Source organism: Algiphilus aromaticivorans DG1253, assembly GCF_000733765.1.
In the GTDB taxonomy this organism is placed as follows: Bacteria; Pseudomonadota; Gammaproteobacteria; order Nevskiales; family Nevskiaceae; genus Algiphilus; species Algiphilus aromaticivorans.
Genome location: NZ_JPOG01000001.1, coordinates 1776157 through 1791643, shown reverse-complemented (window position 1 = coordinate 1791643; position 15487 = coordinate 1776157). Strand labels below are relative to the sequence as shown.

At 65.9% G+C, this 15487-nt stretch carries 15 protein-coding genes; 10 read left to right on the top strand and 5 right to left on the bottom strand.

What is annotated here, in order from left to right; translation table 11 throughout:
* The first annotated feature begins 35 nt into the window (after positions 1–35).
* From U743_RS08320 to U743_RS08310, 3 genes are read left to right on the top strand one after another with little or no spacing between them, the layout of a single operon-like run.
* Complete coding sequence (locus U743_RS08320; RefSeq protein WP_043767244.1) at positions 36–359, top strand: YbaB/EbfC family nucleoid-associated protein; 324 nt, start codon at positions 36–38, stop codon at positions 357–359.
* 10 nt (positions 360–369) lie between these two features.
* Entirely contained in the window at positions 370–987 is a 618-nt protein-coding gene (gene recR / locus U743_RS08315; protein WP_043767242.1) for a recombination mediator RecR, read from the top strand.
* On the top strand, positions 984–1295 hold the full coding sequence (locus U743_RS08310) for a hypothetical protein (RefSeq protein WP_043767240.1): 312 nt from the start codon (positions 984–986) through the stop codon (positions 1293–1295). Before recR ends, U743_RS08310 begins: the two co-directional genes overlap by 4 nt.
* Positions 1296–1406: 111 nt before the next feature.
* Here U743_RS08310 and U743_RS08305 read toward each other — a convergent pair whose 3' ends face one another.
* Entirely contained in the window at positions 1407–2471 is a 1065-nt protein-coding gene (locus tag U743_RS08305; protein WP_156966379.1) for an AraC family transcriptional regulator, read from the bottom strand.
* A 99-nt stretch (positions 2472–2570) separates the two neighbouring features.
* On the opposite strand from U743_RS08305, the gene U743_RS08300 reads away from it, so the two are divergent.
* On the top strand, positions 2571–3368 hold the full coding sequence (locus U743_RS08300) for a DUF2306 domain-containing protein (protein ID WP_043767236.1): 798 nt from the start codon (positions 2571–2573) through the stop codon (positions 3366–3368).
* Between the two features lie 35 nt (positions 3369–3403).
* Here U743_RS08300 and U743_RS08295 read toward each other — a convergent pair whose 3' ends face one another.
* Both U743_RS08295 and U743_RS08290 read right to left on the bottom strand, forming a co-directional pair.
* Positions 3404–3742 (bottom strand): 4a-hydroxytetrahydrobiopterin dehydratase, encoded by a 339-nt coding sequence (locus U743_RS08295; protein ID WP_043767234.1) that lies wholly within the window; start codon positions 3740–3742, stop codon positions 3404–3406.
* Positions 3743–3769: 27 nt separating this feature from the next.
* Positions 3770–4606 carry an HAD family hydrolase gene (locus tag U743_RS08290; RefSeq protein WP_043767232.1) on the bottom strand — a complete coding sequence of 279 codons (837 nt, stop codon included), beginning with the start codon at positions 4604–4606 and terminating at the stop codon, positions 3770–3772.
* Between the two features lie 136 nt (positions 4607–4742).
* Between U743_RS08290 and orn the strand changes: the two genes are divergently transcribed.
* The 6 genes from orn to U743_RS08260 are packed head-to-tail and all read left to right on the top strand — an operon-like array spanning position 4743 to position 11593.
* Positions 4743–5294, top strand: a complete 552-nt coding sequence (gene orn, locus U743_RS08285) for an oligoribonuclease (RefSeq protein ID WP_043767230.1) — start codon at positions 4743–4745, stop codon at positions 5292–5294.
* Entirely contained in the window at positions 5295–6224 is a 930-nt protein-coding gene (gene ribF / locus U743_RS08280; protein ID WP_043767229.1) for a bifunctional riboflavin kinase/FAD synthetase, read from the top strand.
* Positions 6225–6277: 53 nt separating this feature from the next.
* Positions 6278–9028, top strand: a complete 2751-nt coding sequence (ileS, locus tag U743_RS08275) for an isoleucine--tRNA ligase (protein WP_052368410.1) — start codon at positions 6278–6280, stop codon at positions 9026–9028.
* Positions 9028–9516: a signal peptidase II gene (gene lspA, locus U743_RS08270; protein WP_043767225.1), complete on the top strand. Its 489-nt coding sequence runs from the start codon at positions 9028–9030 to the stop codon at positions 9514–9516. The genes ileS and lspA overlap by 1 nt, the downstream gene beginning before the upstream one ends.
* Positions 9513–10487, top strand: coding sequence for a 4-hydroxy-3-methylbut-2-enyl diphosphate reductase (gene ispH, locus U743_RS08265; RefSeq protein ID WP_043767223.1), 975 nt, complete (start codon positions 9513–9515; stop codon positions 10485–10487). The genes lspA and ispH overlap by 4 nt, the downstream gene beginning before the upstream one ends.
* 47 nt (positions 10488–10534) lie before the next feature.
* Positions 10535–11593: an NAD(P)/FAD-dependent oxidoreductase gene (locus U743_RS08260; protein ID WP_043767221.1), complete on the top strand. Its 1059-nt coding sequence runs from the start codon at positions 10535–10537 to the stop codon at positions 11591–11593.
* On the opposite strand, the gene U743_RS08255 is transcribed toward U743_RS08260, so the two are convergent.
* Together U743_RS08255 and U743_RS08250 are read right to left on the bottom strand one after the other, a co-directional pair.
* Positions 11577–12011, bottom strand: coding sequence for a type IV pilin protein (locus tag U743_RS08255; RefSeq protein WP_052367744.1), 435 nt, complete (start codon positions 12009–12011; stop codon positions 11577–11579). The genes U743_RS08260 and U743_RS08255 overlap by 17 nt on opposite strands.
* Positions 12012–12017: 6 nt before the next feature.
* Positions 12018–15464 carry a pilus assembly protein gene (locus U743_RS08250; protein ID WP_084191445.1) on the bottom strand — a complete coding sequence of 1149 codons (3447 nt, stop codon included), beginning with the start codon at positions 15462–15464 and terminating at the stop codon, positions 12018–12020.
* Positions 15465–15487 lie beyond the last annotated feature (23 nt).

Below are 15487 nucleotides of genomic sequence, written 5' to 3'. Positions count from 1 at the left end.
TCGCGGCGCGAACGCGCCGCAGCAGAGGAATCGTCATGAAAGGTGCACTCGGCCAGATGATGCAGCAGGCGCAGAAGATGCAGGAACAGATGCGCCAGGCTCAGGAAGAAGTCGCGAACATGGAGGTCATCGGCGAGTCCGGGGCCGGGCTCGTCAAGGTCACGATGACCGGCAAGTACAAGGCCAAGCGGGTGGAGATCGACCCCTCCGTGCTGGAAGAGGACAAGGAATTTCTCGAGGATCTGGTAGCTGCGGCCATCAACCACGCCGCCGAGAAGGTCGAATCCGCCGTGCAGGAGAAGATGTCCGGTGTCACCGGCGGCATGCAGCTGCCGCCCGGTTTCGAGATGCCGAGCTGATCTTCCGACTGTGGCCGAGTTTCCCGCCCCGCTGTCACGCCTGATCGAGGCGCTGAAGCGCCTGCCCGGCGTCGGCGCCAAGTCGGCGCAGCGTATGGCGCTGCACATGCTGGATCGCGATCGCGAGGGTGCAAGCTTTCTCGCCGAAAGCCTGCAGCGCGCGATGAGCGAGCTGAGTCGCTGCGAGACCTGCCGCATGTACCGCGACGAGAAGGCCTGTCGCTACTGCAGCGAGGCGCGCAGCGCCGCCGGTCAGCTCTGCGTGGTGGAGTCGCCTGCCGACCTGCTGGCCATTGAGCAGCACACCGATTACCGCGGTCGCTACTTCGTGCTGATGGGGCGCTTGTCACCGCTGGAAGGCACCGGCCCCGACGAACTCGGACTCGACCAGCTGGCCGACCTGCTGCGCGCCAACTGGGTCAAGGAGATGATCCTGGCCACCAATCCCACCGTCGAGGGCGAGACCACGGCCTATTACCTGGGCGAGATGGCGCGCGCCGCCGGCGTTCCCATTACGCGCCTGGCGCATGGTCTGCCCATGGGCGGCGAGCTGGAATACCAGGACCGCGGCACGCTGGCGCATGCCTTCGCCGGGCGGCGGGCGCTGGAGGGCGACAACGACGGATGATCCTGGACGGCCTGCTGGGGCTCGCGGCCGTAGCCGCCTGGGCGTGGGTGCTCTGGTTCTATGGGCGGGCCGAGTATCGCGAACCGCAGTGGTGGCGCCTGTTTGCTGCCGTGGCGCTGTGCGCCGCACTGCTGTGGGTGCCATGGGCTGGCTGGCTCCTGGCCGCGGTGGCGCATTACCTGCTGCTGGCCCGGGCTTTCCGCTTTCCGGGGCCGGCGGCGCGCATCATGACGGCCTCGGTGCTCGCGCTTTACGGCGCGGTGCGATTGCTCTTCGCTTTCGCAGGGCCGCCGGCGCCGCCGCTCTGACGTTTCGGGCTCGGTGCCAACCTCTTCCCGACGCGGGAAGTCGCGGCTACCGCTATGCGGGCATCACGGTTCTGCCTGCCAGGGGCAAGGAAGCCGCCGCTGCGATGGCGCTCAGTTATTTCCCTTCTCGCCGCCCGCCGCGACGCCGCGGCGGAACTGCAACGGTTTCTGGTCAAACCATCGGCGACAGGCGTGCGTCAGCGTGCTCTGCTCCTGATAGCCGAGCAAGGCCGCGACCTGGGCGAGGGGAATCCTCGGGTCGGCGAGGAGTTCTCGGGCACGAGCCTTGCGGCAACGTTCTACGAGGGTGTGGAACCGGTGGCCGGAGCGCTTGAGCTGTCGCTGCAGGGTGCGGGGATGCATAGCCAGCTGGGTCGCGATGCGTTCCAGATCGCACTGCCCTGTCGGTAGCAGGCGCGCGATCAGGTGCTCGACCTGCGTGTGCACTTCGAGGGCATCCTGACCAATCAGCGGTGCTAGGTATTCCTCGATGGCGAGCTTCAGGTGCTCATCCGCCAGATCAAGGGGGCGGTCGAGCCAGCGATTGTCGATGACCAGGGCATTGGCTTCCTGCCCGAACCGGGCGCGCACGCCGAAAGCGTGGATGTAGTCGCTGGGGTCGGCAGTCGAGTGGTGCCGAAACAGCACGGCCTCCGGCTGGAACTGCCGGCCCGCGAAGAGGCGGAAGCCGTTGACCGCAAAGGCCAGCGAGAACTCGGTCATCTGCGGGCGCACGGGCGCGTCCCCGGCGCGGAAGGTCAAGTTGTAGTGCAGCGTCGAGGTTTGCGCGTCGCGCCGAACGAGGTCCATCAGAATGGCGGGACTGTAGGTATGCAGGTGCGACGTGACGGTTATGGCGGCTGCACGCACCGATTCAGAACGCATTGCCAGCAGCGCCAGCGGCCCGAGCTTGTCGAGGCTCTGATAGCCCGTGAGCTGGAGGCCGAGGGTAGGGCACTGTAGCTCGGCTGCGGTCCGCTCGAAGAGGCGCACGACCGTCGTGTAGGGGACGAAGGCGGTCACCGATTCCGTGTTGGTCTGATCCAGATGGAATGCCTTCAGCAACGCTTCGGGGGTACCCCCGAGATTCGTGACGAGGTTGCGATAGCCGGACAGGACGGTGGCGCGAATCAGCATCCTGTCATCTAAAAGCAAAAAATTGTCGCGTGCAAGCAATTAATAGGCGGCCCGGGCGCGCCACGATGACCACTATCTGAGCGCTTCACGGACGCCCCGCGAAGTGACGAGGATCCAAAATCAGGAGGAGGTCACGTCATGTCTTACGTCGAATCAACTGAGGTGTTCGGTGCCGAATCGTCCGGAACCGAGCGGCGCGCGGATGTCCCGGCCGCGTTCCCGCGCTGGCTCGTTTGGGCTGTATGGGCGGCGCTCGCGGTTCCGTCCTACTTCATCGGCATGTACGCCTTGCGCTATCTCTTCATGGGACCGGAAGGCGTCGGGGCGTTGAACAGCGTCTACGAGATGCTGAACATGACCTCCTTCAACGATTTCGTTGCCGAGCAGCTGCCCAAGTTCAAGGACCATCCGACGCTGCTCTATTTCCACGCCGCTGGCATGGGCACGGCGTTGGCTATCGGTGCCTTCCAGTTCGTGCCCGCCATACGCCGGCGATGGTTCCGCGTGCACCAGTCGATAGGCGTCGTCTACATGGCGGCCGCACTCATCGGTTCCTTGGCTGGGGGTATCTTTGCCATTGTGTTGCCGGCGGAGCCAGGCATGGCGGCGGTTGTGGCGATCGTCGGAGTCGCTACCACAACCTTCTGCTTCACAGCCATGGGGCTGTTACGCCTGATTCAGGGCGATTTCTCGCATCACGGCGAATGGATGATTCGCAGTTTCAGTCAGACGCTGTCGGGCACGACGCTTCGCGTCATGATCATCGGCATGGACTATGCCGGCCTGCCATGGCACGAGAACTACATGATCGCGCTGTGGATGTGCTGGGTGCCGAACCTCGTGGTTGCGGAGATCGTTATCCAGTACCGGCGGGCGCGTAGAAACGGGGAGCCGTTTTTCGGCCCGTCGCCACGCGCTCTGGGGACCGTTCAATAACGCAGCAGGCCGGCGGTGCCGCTGCTCAGAGCGGTTCAGCCGGCCATCAGCGCGTCGATGCGCGCAGCGCAGATGAAGTCGTTCTCCGACAGCCCGCCGATGGCGTGCGTGCTGAAGGTGATATTGGCGTAGTTGTAGCCGAAGGCGATGTCGGGATGATGATCCTGCTGGTTCGCCACCCAGGCCACGGCGTTGATGAAGGCCATCGTGCGGTAGAACTCCTTGAAGCGGAATTCGGCGCTGATGGATTTGCCGTCGTCAGCCAGCTGCCAGTTGCCGGCGAGCTGGCCGCGCATCTTCTCGGCCTCCTCGCGGGAAAGCGGATCGACGCCGCCCTCGCAGGGCTTGCAGGTCTTTTCGCTGAGTTCGGTCATATCGGCCTCCTTGAAGAAATGGCTGCCTCAGCCGGCGTGCTGACGCAGATCGCCCGCAATGGCGCTGACCGCCATGTCGAGGCTGTTGCTGAGATCGGAACCGGGGTCGTAGTTCGCGGAATGCAGGGTGCGCACGCGTCCCTCGCGCACGAAGTCGAAGGCGCGCCGCCACTTGTCGCGCCGCTGCGGATCGTAGACGGCGATGGGGGTGCCGCCCTGCTGCTCCAGCAGCGAGAAGCAGGGAATGTCGGTGTAGCCGTCGCCGACGAAGATCATGTGCGACAGCGGCACACGCAGCTTGTCGGGGGCCACGCGGCGGTTGACGGCAAAGGGGTTGGCATCGGCCTCGGGGCCGATCAGGCCCTTCTGCACGTGGAAGAGATAGCGCGTCTTGTCGGTAAAGCTGACGACGCGGCGCGGGAAGCAGGCCGCGCCGTCGGCGCCGAAATGGAACTCGGAGCTCCAGATGGCCGTGAAATCGCCGGCGATGGAAGTGGCGCGCAGCACATCGCCGATACCGCTGGAGATGACGTAGAACTCCAGCGCCACGCGTGGGTTCTCGGCGTGCACGGCCGTGCGCAGCCGCTCGAATAGCCCGGGCACGCCGGTATGCAGCGGCGCTAGAGCCCCCCACTCGGCCAGGGCCTGGCGCGTGATCGGACGGCAGCGGCCGGTGCGCCCGGCCTCGACCATGGCGTACATATAGGCCGGCACCGGGTCCCAGCCGTCGCGCACCAGCGGGGCGACTTCGTCGGCCCAGAAGGCCTCCACGTCGCCGATGCCGATCCAGTCCAGAAAGCCCGAGGTGGTGTCCGGGGCCAGGGTATCGTCGAAATCGAAGACGATGGCGATGGTTTCCTGCATGCCCTCAGCCTAGCAAACCGACGGCCGCAAGCCAGATATTGTCGGCTGTACGGAGAGTCGGCGCGGTTGGCCACCGGCGCCGCTGCCTGCGGCGCTTTTGCTAGGCTTTGCGCCTTCCTTTGCCCGCAGGCCCTCGATGACGCCGCAGCCCGATGCAAGCCGACTGATCTGGATCGATCTTGAAATGAGCGGGCTGGATACGATGCACGACCGCATCATCGAGATCGCGACCATCGTCACAGACAGCGATCTCAACATTGTGGCGGAGGGCCCCGAGCTGGCGATCCACCAGGAGGAGGCCGTTCTCGATGGCATGGACGCCTGGAATACCCGCCAGCACAACATTTCGGGCCTGGTCGAGCGCGTGCGTGCCTCGATGCTGAGCGAGGCAGACGCTGAGGCGCAGACCCTGGATTTCCTGCGGCGCTGGGTCCCGGAGCGGGCCTCGCCGATGTGCGGCAACAGCATCTGTCAGGACCGACGCTTCATGGCGCGGCTGATGCCTCAGCTTGAGGCCCATTTCCACTACCGGCACATCGATGTCTCCACCCTCAAGGAGCTGGCAGGCCGCTGGGCGCCGCAGGTGGCGGCCGGCGTCAAGAAGGGCTCCTCGCATCGCGCCATGGACGATATCCGCGATTCCATCAACGAGCTTCGCCATTACCGCACGCATCTACTGAACTGCTAGATGGAGATCATTCGCGGCCTTCACAATCTGCGCGCCGAGCACCGTGGCTGCGTGCTCGCCATCGGCAACTTCGATGGCGTGCATCTCGGGCATCAGGCGCTGCTCGATCGGCTGAAGGCTCAAGCCGAGGCCACCGGGCAGCCCATGTGCGTGCAAAGTTTTCGTCCGAGTGCCGCAGCCTGGTTCGATCCCGCCAATGCGCCGCCGGCCGTGCAGCCGCTGCGCGACACAGCGCGGACGCTGGCCGACTTCGGCGTAGCGCGCTGGTCCTGTCTTCGTTTCGACGGCCGCTTCGCACGCTTTCCTGCGGAGGATTACATCGATCAGGTATTGATTGGGCAGCTCGGTGTGGCTGCGGTGGTGGTGGGCGCCGATTTCCGCTTTGGCGCCAAGCGCGCCGGCGATGTCGCGATGCTGGAAGCGGCCGGGAGGGCGCACGGCTTCGCGGTGGATACGGTGGGCGATGTTCATGCCAGCGGCGAGCGCGTCAGCTCCACAAGGCTGCGTACCGCGCTGGGCGAGGGCGATCTCGCCACCGCCGAACTGCTGCTCGGTCGTGCCTACAGCCTTAGCGGCGTGGTGCGCAGCGGGCGTCAGCTCGGGCGCGATCTGGGAGCAGCTACTGCCAATATGAGCTTCCGCGATCGCTTGGCGTTGCGGCACGGGGTCTACGCCGTGCAGATGCGCTGCGACGGCCGGGAGTGGCCGGGCGTGGCGAACTTTGGTACGCGGCCCACGGTCGACGGCGGGCGGCCGGTACTCGAAGCCCACGCCCTGGCAGACACGGGCGCGCTCTATGGGCGACAATTAACGGTCAACTTCCATCAATTCATCCGCGCGGAGCAGTGCTTCGACTCGGTCGATGCGCTTTCCGCGCAGATCCGCGCCGATGTGAGCGAGGCGCGCGCGTACTTCGGACTCTCAGCGTGAGCGAAGCTCCCGACTACAAGCACACCCTCAACCTGCCGCAGACCGACTTCGCGATGCAGGCCAAGCTCGCCCAGCGCGAGCCGGAACGCCTGCAGCGTTGGCAGGCCGAGAAGCTCTACGAGCGCATCCAGGCCGATACGGCCGGGCGCCCGGACTTCCTGCTGGTCGACGGCCCGCCCTATGCCAACGGCGATATCCACATCGGCCACGCCGTCAACAAGATCCTCAAGGACATCATCGTCAAGTCCGAGCGGCTCGACGGTCGTAAGGCCGCCTTTGTACCCGGGTGGGATTGTCACGGCCTGCCCATCGAGCTGCAGGTCGAGAAGAAGCACGGCAAGGTCGGCGACAAGCTGGACGCGGCCGGCTTCCGGGCCAAGTGCCGCGAGTACGCCGCCGAGCAGGTCGCGCGTCAGCGCGCGGACTTCGAGCGCCTGGGCGTGCTCGCCGACTGGGACAATCCCTATCTGACCATGCACCCGGCCTTTGAGGCCGAGCAGCTGCGCGCACTGGCGGACATCGTGGCGCGCGGCCATGTCGTGCGCGGCTTCAAGCCGGTGCACTGGTGCCTGGATTGCGGCTCCTCCCTGGCCGAGGCCGAGGTCGAGTACGCCGACAAGACCTCCACGGCCATCGACGTGCGCTTTGCCGCCGCCGATCCGGCGGCCGTGGCCGAGGTCTTCGGCGTCGCCGCGCCGGAGGCCGTCGACTTCGTCATCTGGACGACGACCCCCTGGACGCTGCCCGCCAATCAGGCGCTCTGCGTGCACCCCGAGCTGGCCTATGCCTGGGTCGAGGTGGGCGAAGGCGCTCCCGTCATCGTCGCCGCCGAGCTGGTGGACGATGTCGCCGCGCGCGCCGGCACCAGCGCCGAAGTGGTCGCGACCACGGCCGGCGGCACGCTGGAGGGCCTGAAGGCCCGGCACCCCTTCGCCGAGCGCGAAGTGCCCGTTATCTGCGGCGAGCACGTCACGCTGGAAGCCGGCACCGGCATCGTACACACCGCCCCGGGCCACGGCGCCGACGACTTCGTTGTCGGGCAGCGCTACGGCCTGGAGACCGATAACCCGGTGGCCGGCAACGGCGTATTTCTGGAGCGCGCGCCGCTGGTCGGCGGCCAGCACGTGCGCAAGGCCGACATGATCGTCGTGGAGGCGCTGCGCGAATCCGGCCGCTTGCTGCACGACACGCCCTTCGAGCACAGCTATCCGCACTGCTGGCGGCACAAGACGCCGCTGATCTTCCGCGCCACGCCGCAGTGGTTCGTCTCCATGGAGGCGCAGGGCCTGCGCGATACCGCGCTGGCGGCCATCCGGCAGACGCAGTGGATTCCGAGCTGGGGGCAGGCGCGCATCGAGTCGATGGTCGCCGGCCGCCCGGATTGGTGCATCTCGCGCCAGCGCACCTGGGGCGTGCCGATGGCCGTGTTCATCGACCGCGAAACCCAGCAGCTGCACCCCGACACCCCGGCGTTGCTCGCGCGCGTGGGCGAGGCCGTGGAGCGCGACGGGCTGGAAGCCTGGTTCGGTTCCAAGCCGGCCGACTGGGGCGTGGACGAGGACCGCTACGAGGCCAGCACCGACACCCTGGATGTCTGGTTCGATAGTGGCGTGGTGCATCGCTGCGCCGGGCCGGCCACCGGCTCGCAGCCGGGCGATGCCATCGCCGATCTCTATCTGGAGGGTTCCGACCAGCACCGCGGCTGGTTCCAGTCCTCGCTGCTGACCAGCTCGGCCATGCACGGCCGCGCGCCCTATCGGGCGGTGCTGACGCACGGCTTCACGGTGGACGAGCAGGGCCGGAAGATGAGCAAGTCCGCTGGTAACGTCGTGCCGCCGCAGCAGGTCATGAAGACGCTGGGCGCGGACATTCTGCGCCTGTGGGTGGCCAGTGCCGACTACTCGGGCGAGATCGCGATCTCCGACAATCTGCTCAAGCGCATCGCTGACGCCTACCGCCGCCTGCGCAACACGCTGCGCTTCGTGCTGGGCAATCTGCACGATTTCGACCCTGCGCGCGACGCGCTGGCGCCGGAAGCCATGCTGCCCGGCGATGCCGAGGCCCTGCGCGAGGCCGAGGCCTTGCAGGGCGCGCTACGGCGTGCCTATGGCGCGCGCGAGCTGCACAGCGTTTATCAGCGGTTGCACAACTACTGCGTTGTCGACCTCGGCGGCCGTTACCTGGATGTGCTCAAGGACCGGCTCTACACCACAGGTGCGGACTCGACAGCGCGGCGCTCGGCGCAGACCGCGCTCTGGCACATCGGCGAAGCGCTGGTGCGCTGGATCGCGCCGATTCTTTCCTTCACCGCCGAAGAAGCCTGGGAGGCCCTGCCGGGCAGTCGCGATGCCACCGTCTTCGCGCAGAGCTGGTGGTGCTTCCCGGAGGCGCCGGCGGCGAGCATCGATTGGGTGGCGCTGCGCGCGCTTCGCGCTTCCGCCAAGAAGCAGCTCGAGGAAGCCCGTACCGCCGGCGCCATCAAGGGCGACCTCGACGCCGAGCTGCGGCTCTGGACCGATAGCCCGGCCCTGATTACGGCGATGGACGCGCTGGGCGAGGAGTTGCGTTTCTGGCTGCTGACTTCGGATGTCGTGGTTGTTGACGGCCGAGAGCCTGAGATGCAAACGCACTCACTGGAAGGTGGCGGCACGCTGGGCGTGCGGGTCGTGCGCAGCGAAGCGGAAAAGTGTCAGCGCTGCTGGCATCGCCGCGCCGACGTCGGTGCCACAACGGCGCACCCCGGCCTGTGCGGGCGCTGCGTTGCCAACGTCGATGGCGCCGGCGAGCACCGGCGGGTGATCTGATGCGTATCCGCAACGCGCATTGGCTATGGCTGTCGGCGGCGCTGATTCTGCTCGACCAGATCAGCAAGCAGCTCATCCACCGTCAGTTCGACTTGTACGAATCGGTCGCGGTGCTTCCCGTCTTCAATATCGTGCATCGGCGCAACACCGGCGTGGCCTTCTCGATGTTCAGCGACAGCCCGCAGCTCTTCTTCGTCGGTCTGGCGCTGGCGGTGTCGGTGGGCATCCTGATCTGGCTGCGCCGGCATCCCTCGGACCAGCCGCTGGTGGCGGTGGCGCTCTGCCTGATCCTGGCCGGGGCCATCGGCAATGCCATCGACCGCGCGCTGCGCGGCTACGTCGTCGATTTCCTCGACTTCCACTGGGCGGGATGGCATTTCCCGGCTTTCAATGTGGCGGATACGGCGATTACCATCGGGGCCGGTCTGATGATTTTGGACGCCATTCTGGACTGGCGGCGCTCGCGCGCCGCCGGGAGCACATCTTGAAGATACTGCTGGCCAATCCGCGCGGCTTCTGTGCCGGCGTCGATCGCGCCATCGAAATCGTGGAGCGGGCGCTCGCCGCCTTCGGCGGGCCCATCTACGTCCGGCACGAAGTCGTGCACAACCGCTTCGTCGTCGACGACCTGCGCGCCAAGGGCGCGGTCTTCGTCGAGGAGGTCGACGAGATTCCCGACGGTGCACTCTGCATATTTTCCGCGCACGGCGTCTCCCAGGCTGTGCGCCGGGCGGCCGAGGCGCGCGATCTGACGGTCTTCGACGCTACCTGCCCGCTGGTGACCAAGGTGCATATCGAGGTCACCGGATACGCCCGCGAGGGAAGAGAAGTGATCCTCATCGGTCACGCCGGCCATCCGGAGGTCGAAGGCACCATGGGTCAGTTCGACGAGAGCTTCGGCGGCCGCATCATGCTGGTCGAGAAACCCGACGATGTCGCGCAGCTCGATATCCGCAAGCCGGATCGGCTCGCCTTCGTGACGCAGACGACGCTGTCGATGGACGATACCGCGCGCATCATCGATGCGTTGCGCGCGCGCTTCCCGCAGATTTCCGGACCGCGCAAGGACGACATCTGCTATGCCACGCAGAACCGCCAGGACGCCGTGCGCGAACTGGCCGGGCGCTGCGATCTCGTGCTCGTTGTCGGCTCCAGCAACAGCTCCAACTCCAACCGTCTGAGCGAATTGGCGGCTGATTGCGGCAGCTGTGCCTATCTCATTGACGGGCCGGACGATATTTCTGAGGACTGGTTCCGCAATGTCGCGGTGGTCGGTGTCACCGCAGGCGCATCGGCGCCCGAGGTGCTCGTGCAGCAGGTGGTCGAGCGTCTGCGTGCGCTGGGTGGCGAAACCGTCAGTGAGGAAGCCGGCGTCGAAGAGCATGTCGTCTTCTCGATGCCGCGCAATCTGGCGCGCGCCATTGAGGAGCGCAGCGCCGCGCTGCGCAGCAGCGGATAGTTGCGCCTCGCGCGTCCCGCGAGTGCCTTTCTAGCCCTGTGCCGCCAATGAGTCCGTCCGCGAGCGACGTCATCGTCGTCGGCGCCGGCGTCATCGGCATGTGCACGGCGCTGGAGCTGGCGCGGGCCGGCTGGCGGGTCACCATCGTCGAGCGCGGCGAGCCGGGCAGCGAGTCCTCCTGGGCGGGCGCCGGCATTCTCGCGCCACTGCGGCCATGGCGCTATCCGGAGGCCGTCTGGGAACTGTGCCGTGACAGCCTCGCGCGCTATCCCGCCCTGGTCGAGGAGTTGCGCGTCGCAAGCGGCATCGACGCCGAGCTGCTTTTCTGCGGCGCGCGCCTGCACGATCCGCGCGACATGGCACGTGCGCGCGAGTGGCACCGCGCGGAGGGTTTGCTCTGCGCCGATGAAGCCGAGGGCGACCGGGAATGGCTGCGCATGCCCTGGGTGACACAGATCCGCAACCCGCGGCTGCTGAAGGCTTTGCTGCGGGTGCTGGAACAGCGTGGGGTCGTCTTCCGGACACGGTGCGTGGTGACCGGATTGCTGCAGGAGGGCGACCGGGTACAGGGCGTACGGGCGAAGTCGCAGGACGGGCAGGGCAGCGAAGAGCGACTGCTCGCCGGCACGGTTGTCGTCGCGGCCGGAGCCTGGAGCCCGGAGATCTGTGCCGGTGCGCCGCGGGTGGAACCTGTGCGCGGACAGATGCTGCTGTTGCGGCCGCGGCGACGTCTGCCGCCCGGCGTCTGGCTGCTGCCGGAAGGCTACGTCGTGGTGCGCGCGGATGGACTCTGTCTGCTCGGCGCGACCGTGGAGCGTTGCGGCTTCGACCGCGCCATCACGACGCAGGCGCGCACCGCGCTGCTGGCAGCGGCGGCGCCGCTGGGTGAGGCCCTCGCCGACGCCGAAATCCTGCGTCAGTGGGCCGGACTGCGCCCGGGTATCGCTGGTGGCGTGCCGGTCGTCGGCCCCGACGCCACGCGGCGGGGGCTGTGGTGGAACACGGGCCACTTCCGCAACGGCCTTGCGATGGCACCGGCATCGGCGGCGCGCCTGGCCGCAGCCCTTCAGGGCGAGACGAAGGCGGCCGCTACCAGCAGTCGTTAGCGTCGCTGCCGATCGTTCCTAGCGAGCCCCGCTGCCCGAGGTGATTCAGCACGAAGTTGCCGCAGCGCGAGTCATCGCCGTCCTTGCGCGCTGCTCGCAGCGTGAAGGACGACGCGCCCAGGGCGGTGGCAGTGATGGTGTAGTGCCCTTCCTCGGTGTCGAAAGATCCTGTACCCGCAGGGCTGAGCGTGCTCGCGATCGTGCAATCGTCCGTGTCGTTGTAGACGTTGAACTGCGTGTAGCAGCGTTCCAGACGCTGTGCCGTGTCGGCCAGGGCCGTCTTGGCCTCGGTCCGCTGCGTCTTCAGCACCTGGCTGCGGTAGCTCGGGTAGGCGATGGCCGCCAGGATCGAGATGATCGAGATCACGATCAGCATCTCGACGAGCGTGAAGCCGCGGTTGCGGGCAGAGTTCACCATCACGGCCTACCGTAGCTCGCGCCAGGATTGCCGACCCAGAAGATCGCTGCCGCTGATCTCCTTGACTACGCCGACCTCGCCGCTGGAGCCGGAGGTGTACTTGTACTCGACTTCGCCGGCCGTGATGATCGAGGGCTTGTTGACGATGCCGACTTCCGAAGCCAGGCCACTGACGGGCTTCATAACTGTCTCGTTGTTTTCGTCGACCTCGACATAGTCGCTCTCGTCGAAATTGTCGTCCTCGTTCAGATCGAAGATGGATTCGCCGTAGCTGCCGCCGTCGAAGGCGTCGAGCTCCATCAGCCAGGAGCTGCCGCCGAAGGAGCAGGGGTCCGTGGACGGAATCAATGTCGTGAAGACGATGCGGCCGAAGCGCAGCTGTGCGCCGGCGACGACGCGCTCGCCCTCGAAGCCGTGGGGCGAGATCAGGTCCAGGTAGAAGCCGCCCGTCTTGCTGGCGTCTTCGTATCCGGAGACCGCGCGCACCTTTGCCTGATTGGTGCCCATTCCGTCATCGCCGCCACCGCTGAAGTTTGCCGTGCCTTCGAAGGTGATCTCCTGCATCAGCAGGGCGCTGCGGCCGGCAACCTGGGCATCCTGGTCGCGGATGCCGTAGAAACTGTGGCGAGGATCGCTTCCCGAAACCGTGTTGTCTCCATCGCGGAAGTAGGTGCCGGTGCCGAAGTAAACCATTACGCCGCCGTCCGGATGGCGGCCCACTTCGGGGCGCGCGGTGATGGGCTGCACGTTGTCATCGGTGTCGCGTGCAGTGAAGAGCGGCTTCGGGGTGCTGCCCTGCTTGAAGGCATTGATGAAGCCCCATTGGTTCTGATTGCCGTCGACGTCGAAGCGCCAGAGATTGCCTTGCAGATCGCCGGCGTAGATGCGATCGGCGACGCGGTCGCCGTCGACATCGACGGGAATCGGTGACGACAGCCCATTGGGATTGCCGCTATCGCCCGTCTCGGTATCGAGAACCTCCACCGCATCGGTCGTGAGATTGCGCATGTACAGCACGGCCTTACCGTCGTCACTGCCGTAGCCGTTACCGAAGATAGCCCAGAAATGTCCATCGTTCAGGCGCGCGACGGTCGCCTTCGGAATCGTCGCCCCGAGATCCGCGAGGTCACTGTCATCGTCGCTGAGATCGAAGAGCACGTTGCTCGCGGTGAAAGTGGTCGGGTCGGTGACGTCCAGTGCGAAGATGCCGCGGCCGCCGGCCCCGGTCGTGCCGATAAGGATCGTGCGCCACTGCGAGTCGACGTAGGCGTCGAAGACCTTGGGCGACCCGTCGACATAGTAGCGGTGCTGGTAACCGGTCTGGGGCAGCTCGGCGAGGTGGTCGTAGATCGACGCAGGGACGTAAGCGAAACGCTCCTCGCCCGTATCGGCATTGAAGGCGTGCAGCATGCCGTCGTTGGCGCCGACGTAGACGGTCGGATACACATCCCGGTTGCTCAGATAGGTGGCGTAGCTTGAGCTCTGTGTGTCGTTGCCCAACTGCCGGAAACCGAAGTCAGCGTTGCCGGAGAATGCCGGATCCGAATTGACGATGTCGCCCAGTATCCCGGTGTTGCGGAAGCCGTCACCGTCGCTGCGGTGGCCGCGGAGCCAGTTCAGGACAGCGGCACTGCCCAGCTCCGTCTGTTGCTCGGCTGCAAGCTGCGCATACTCGAACGCTACGGCAGTACCGTCAGGCTTGCTCGTGATGATATTGCGGCTGTCCGGCCCCTTTGCCTCCAGCTGGGTGGCGGCGTTCCACTTGGCGTCGCCGACGCTGCCGTCGCTGTTGAGCCCGAAGGCGATCAGCTCGCCGGTCCAGTCCGACGAATCGAAGCGGGCCTGGTAGATCTCGGAATCGTTGGCCAGCCGTGTCGAGTTGGTGGCAATCGAGGATGAGGAGCCGCGCTCCCGGAGAATGATGTCCTCTAGCACCTTCGTGACGCCCTCGGTGAACTCGTCGGGTCGGGTCGCATTCAGGTAATCGCCCCGCCCGTTGATCGCCGCGTGCCAGAGATCATCAACGCGGTGGTCGGTCCAGTCTAGATCACCGCTGGCCAGTGCCTCCAGGTCGGTCTCCGGATCCAGATCGCCACTGACGCCGAAGCCGATGGTGAAGGTGACCATGTGCTGCCAGAAGGCCGGGTTGGTCTCGCTGGTCGGCACCTTGTTCGGGAGATCGTCACGCAGATCGCGGTTCCAGTACTCCATGGCCACGTCCGCCAGCATGTCCGAGCTGTCGTCCTCGAATGGCGGCTGTGGGGTGTACTGGTAGGTGCGTTCACCATCCGTTATCTCAGGTCCGTTCTCGCCATCTACGTTACCGACGCTGGGGCTGCCTCCGCCCCATTCGCCGTCGGTCATCAGCATGGTGTAGCTGCGCCGGCATTCCAACTGGGTATCCGGGTCGCTGGATACGCCCGGCGTGGAGCTCCAGGGGCCGCGCTTATCTCTACGCTCGTAGTATTCGCCGGCGCCCTTGAGCGCCCTTCGCAGCGGGGTTCCGCCGCCAAAGCTCGTGCCGTAGAGATCGTCGTAGAAATCTGCGCGAGCGGTTGCATCGAAGGCCCGAACACCCTTGATAACCGCGTCCGTCCCTCCCTCACTGTCTACGGTCTGGTTACTCGAGTTGATGCGGCCAAAGCCGACGCGAATGTCGTCGGGCAGATCTAGGAACGCACGACCGATGCCAGCCCTGGCGGTGTTCTTGCGATTGCGGTAGTAGGTGTACCAGTTCGCGAAGTTCTGAATTTCATCCTCGATGCTGCGCCCGCTGGGCAGCTCGTCGTCGTCGCGTTCGTCGCCGTCGATGTACAGATCATCGCCGCGGATCTCGATACGCGTGTAGTTGTCGCGATCGTTGATATCGCCGCCGTTGTAGATGAAATAGGTGATCGGCCAGTACGAACGTGTTTCCTCGTCGACGTCCTGATCGTCGTCGTGCCAGTTGGTCCATTCGCTCAGCTGCTCGGTGAGATCGCGGACATCATCGTTGGGGCGGTCTGGATCGATGGGGACGTTTTCGGGATCCGCTGGATCAAGCTCGTTGCCCTGCCAATCCACCCATGGCCTGTACTCGACCGCAGGATCGTAGAAAAGGGGGTTATGCGCGGCGGAGCGCAGTCGGTAGTTCCAGCGGTTGTCGTCTTCGAAGGTCGGCGTTGCGTTGTGCAATGCTGTATTTCCACCGGGGCCCTCCCGGCGGGGAAACACACGCCTTTCCTTATCTCGATTATCGTTTCCGGTGCCTTCCTCGATCAGCGACCCGATCTCCAGATGCATCGACCCGGAATCGTCGATGATGAAGAGGATGTTGGGCTCCACCGACTGGGTCAGAAATAGCGGCACATTCGCAATGTCGGCGGCGGCTGCGCTCCCGCACCAGACGAGCCCGGCCGTCATTGCGCCGAGAGCCCCGCGTTTGATTGTCCCCAGGATGCTTCCTGCGCTCATGGCTCGCTCCGATCTTTTCGTTG

Excerpts from the sequence above, each read along its gene's own strand:
- U743_RS08320 (WP_043767244.1), top strand. The coding sequence starts at position 36 with ATGAAAGGTGCACTCGGCCAGATGATGCAGCAGGCGCAGAAGATGCAG.
- U743_RS08310 (WP_043767240.1), top strand. The coding sequence starts at position 984 with ATGATCCTGGACGGCCTGCTGGGGCTCGCGGCCGTAGCCGCCTGGGCG.
- U743_RS08300 (WP_043767236.1), top strand. The coding sequence starts at position 2,571 with ATGTCTTACGTCGAATCAACTGAGGTGTTCGGTGCCGAATCGTCCGGA.
- U743_RS08295 (WP_043767234.1), bottom strand. The coding sequence starts at position 3,742 with ATGACCGAACTCAGCGAAAAGACCTGCAAGCCCTGCGAGGGCGGCGTC.
- U743_RS08290 (WP_043767232.1), bottom strand. The coding sequence starts at position 4,606 with ATGCAGGAAACCATCGCCATCGTCTTCGATTTCGACGATACCCTGGCC.
- orn (WP_043767230.1), top strand. The coding sequence starts at position 4,743 with ATGACGCCGCAGCCCGATGCAAGCCGACTGATCTGGATCGATCTTGAA.
- ribF (WP_043767229.1), top strand. The coding sequence starts at position 5,295 with ATGGAGATCATTCGCGGCCTTCACAATCTGCGCGCCGAGCACCGTGGC.
- ileS (WP_052368410.1), top strand. The coding sequence starts at position 6,278 with ATGCAGGCCAAGCTCGCCCAGCGCGAGCCGGAACGCCTGCAGCGTTGG.
- lspA (WP_043767225.1), top strand. The coding sequence starts at position 9,028 with ATGCGTATCCGCAACGCGCATTGGCTATGGCTGTCGGCGGCGCTGATT.
- U743_RS08260 (WP_043767221.1), top strand. The coding sequence starts at position 10,535 with ATGAGTCCGTCCGCGAGCGACGTCATCGTCGTCGGCGCCGGCGTCATC.
- U743_RS08255 (WP_052367744.1), bottom strand. The coding sequence starts at position 12,011 with ATGGTGAACTCTGCCCGCAACCGCGGCTTCACGCTCGTCGAGATGCTG.
- U743_RS08250 (WP_084191445.1), bottom strand. The coding sequence starts at position 15,464 with ATGAGCGCAGGAAGCATCCTGGGGACAATCAAACGCGGGGCTCTCGGC.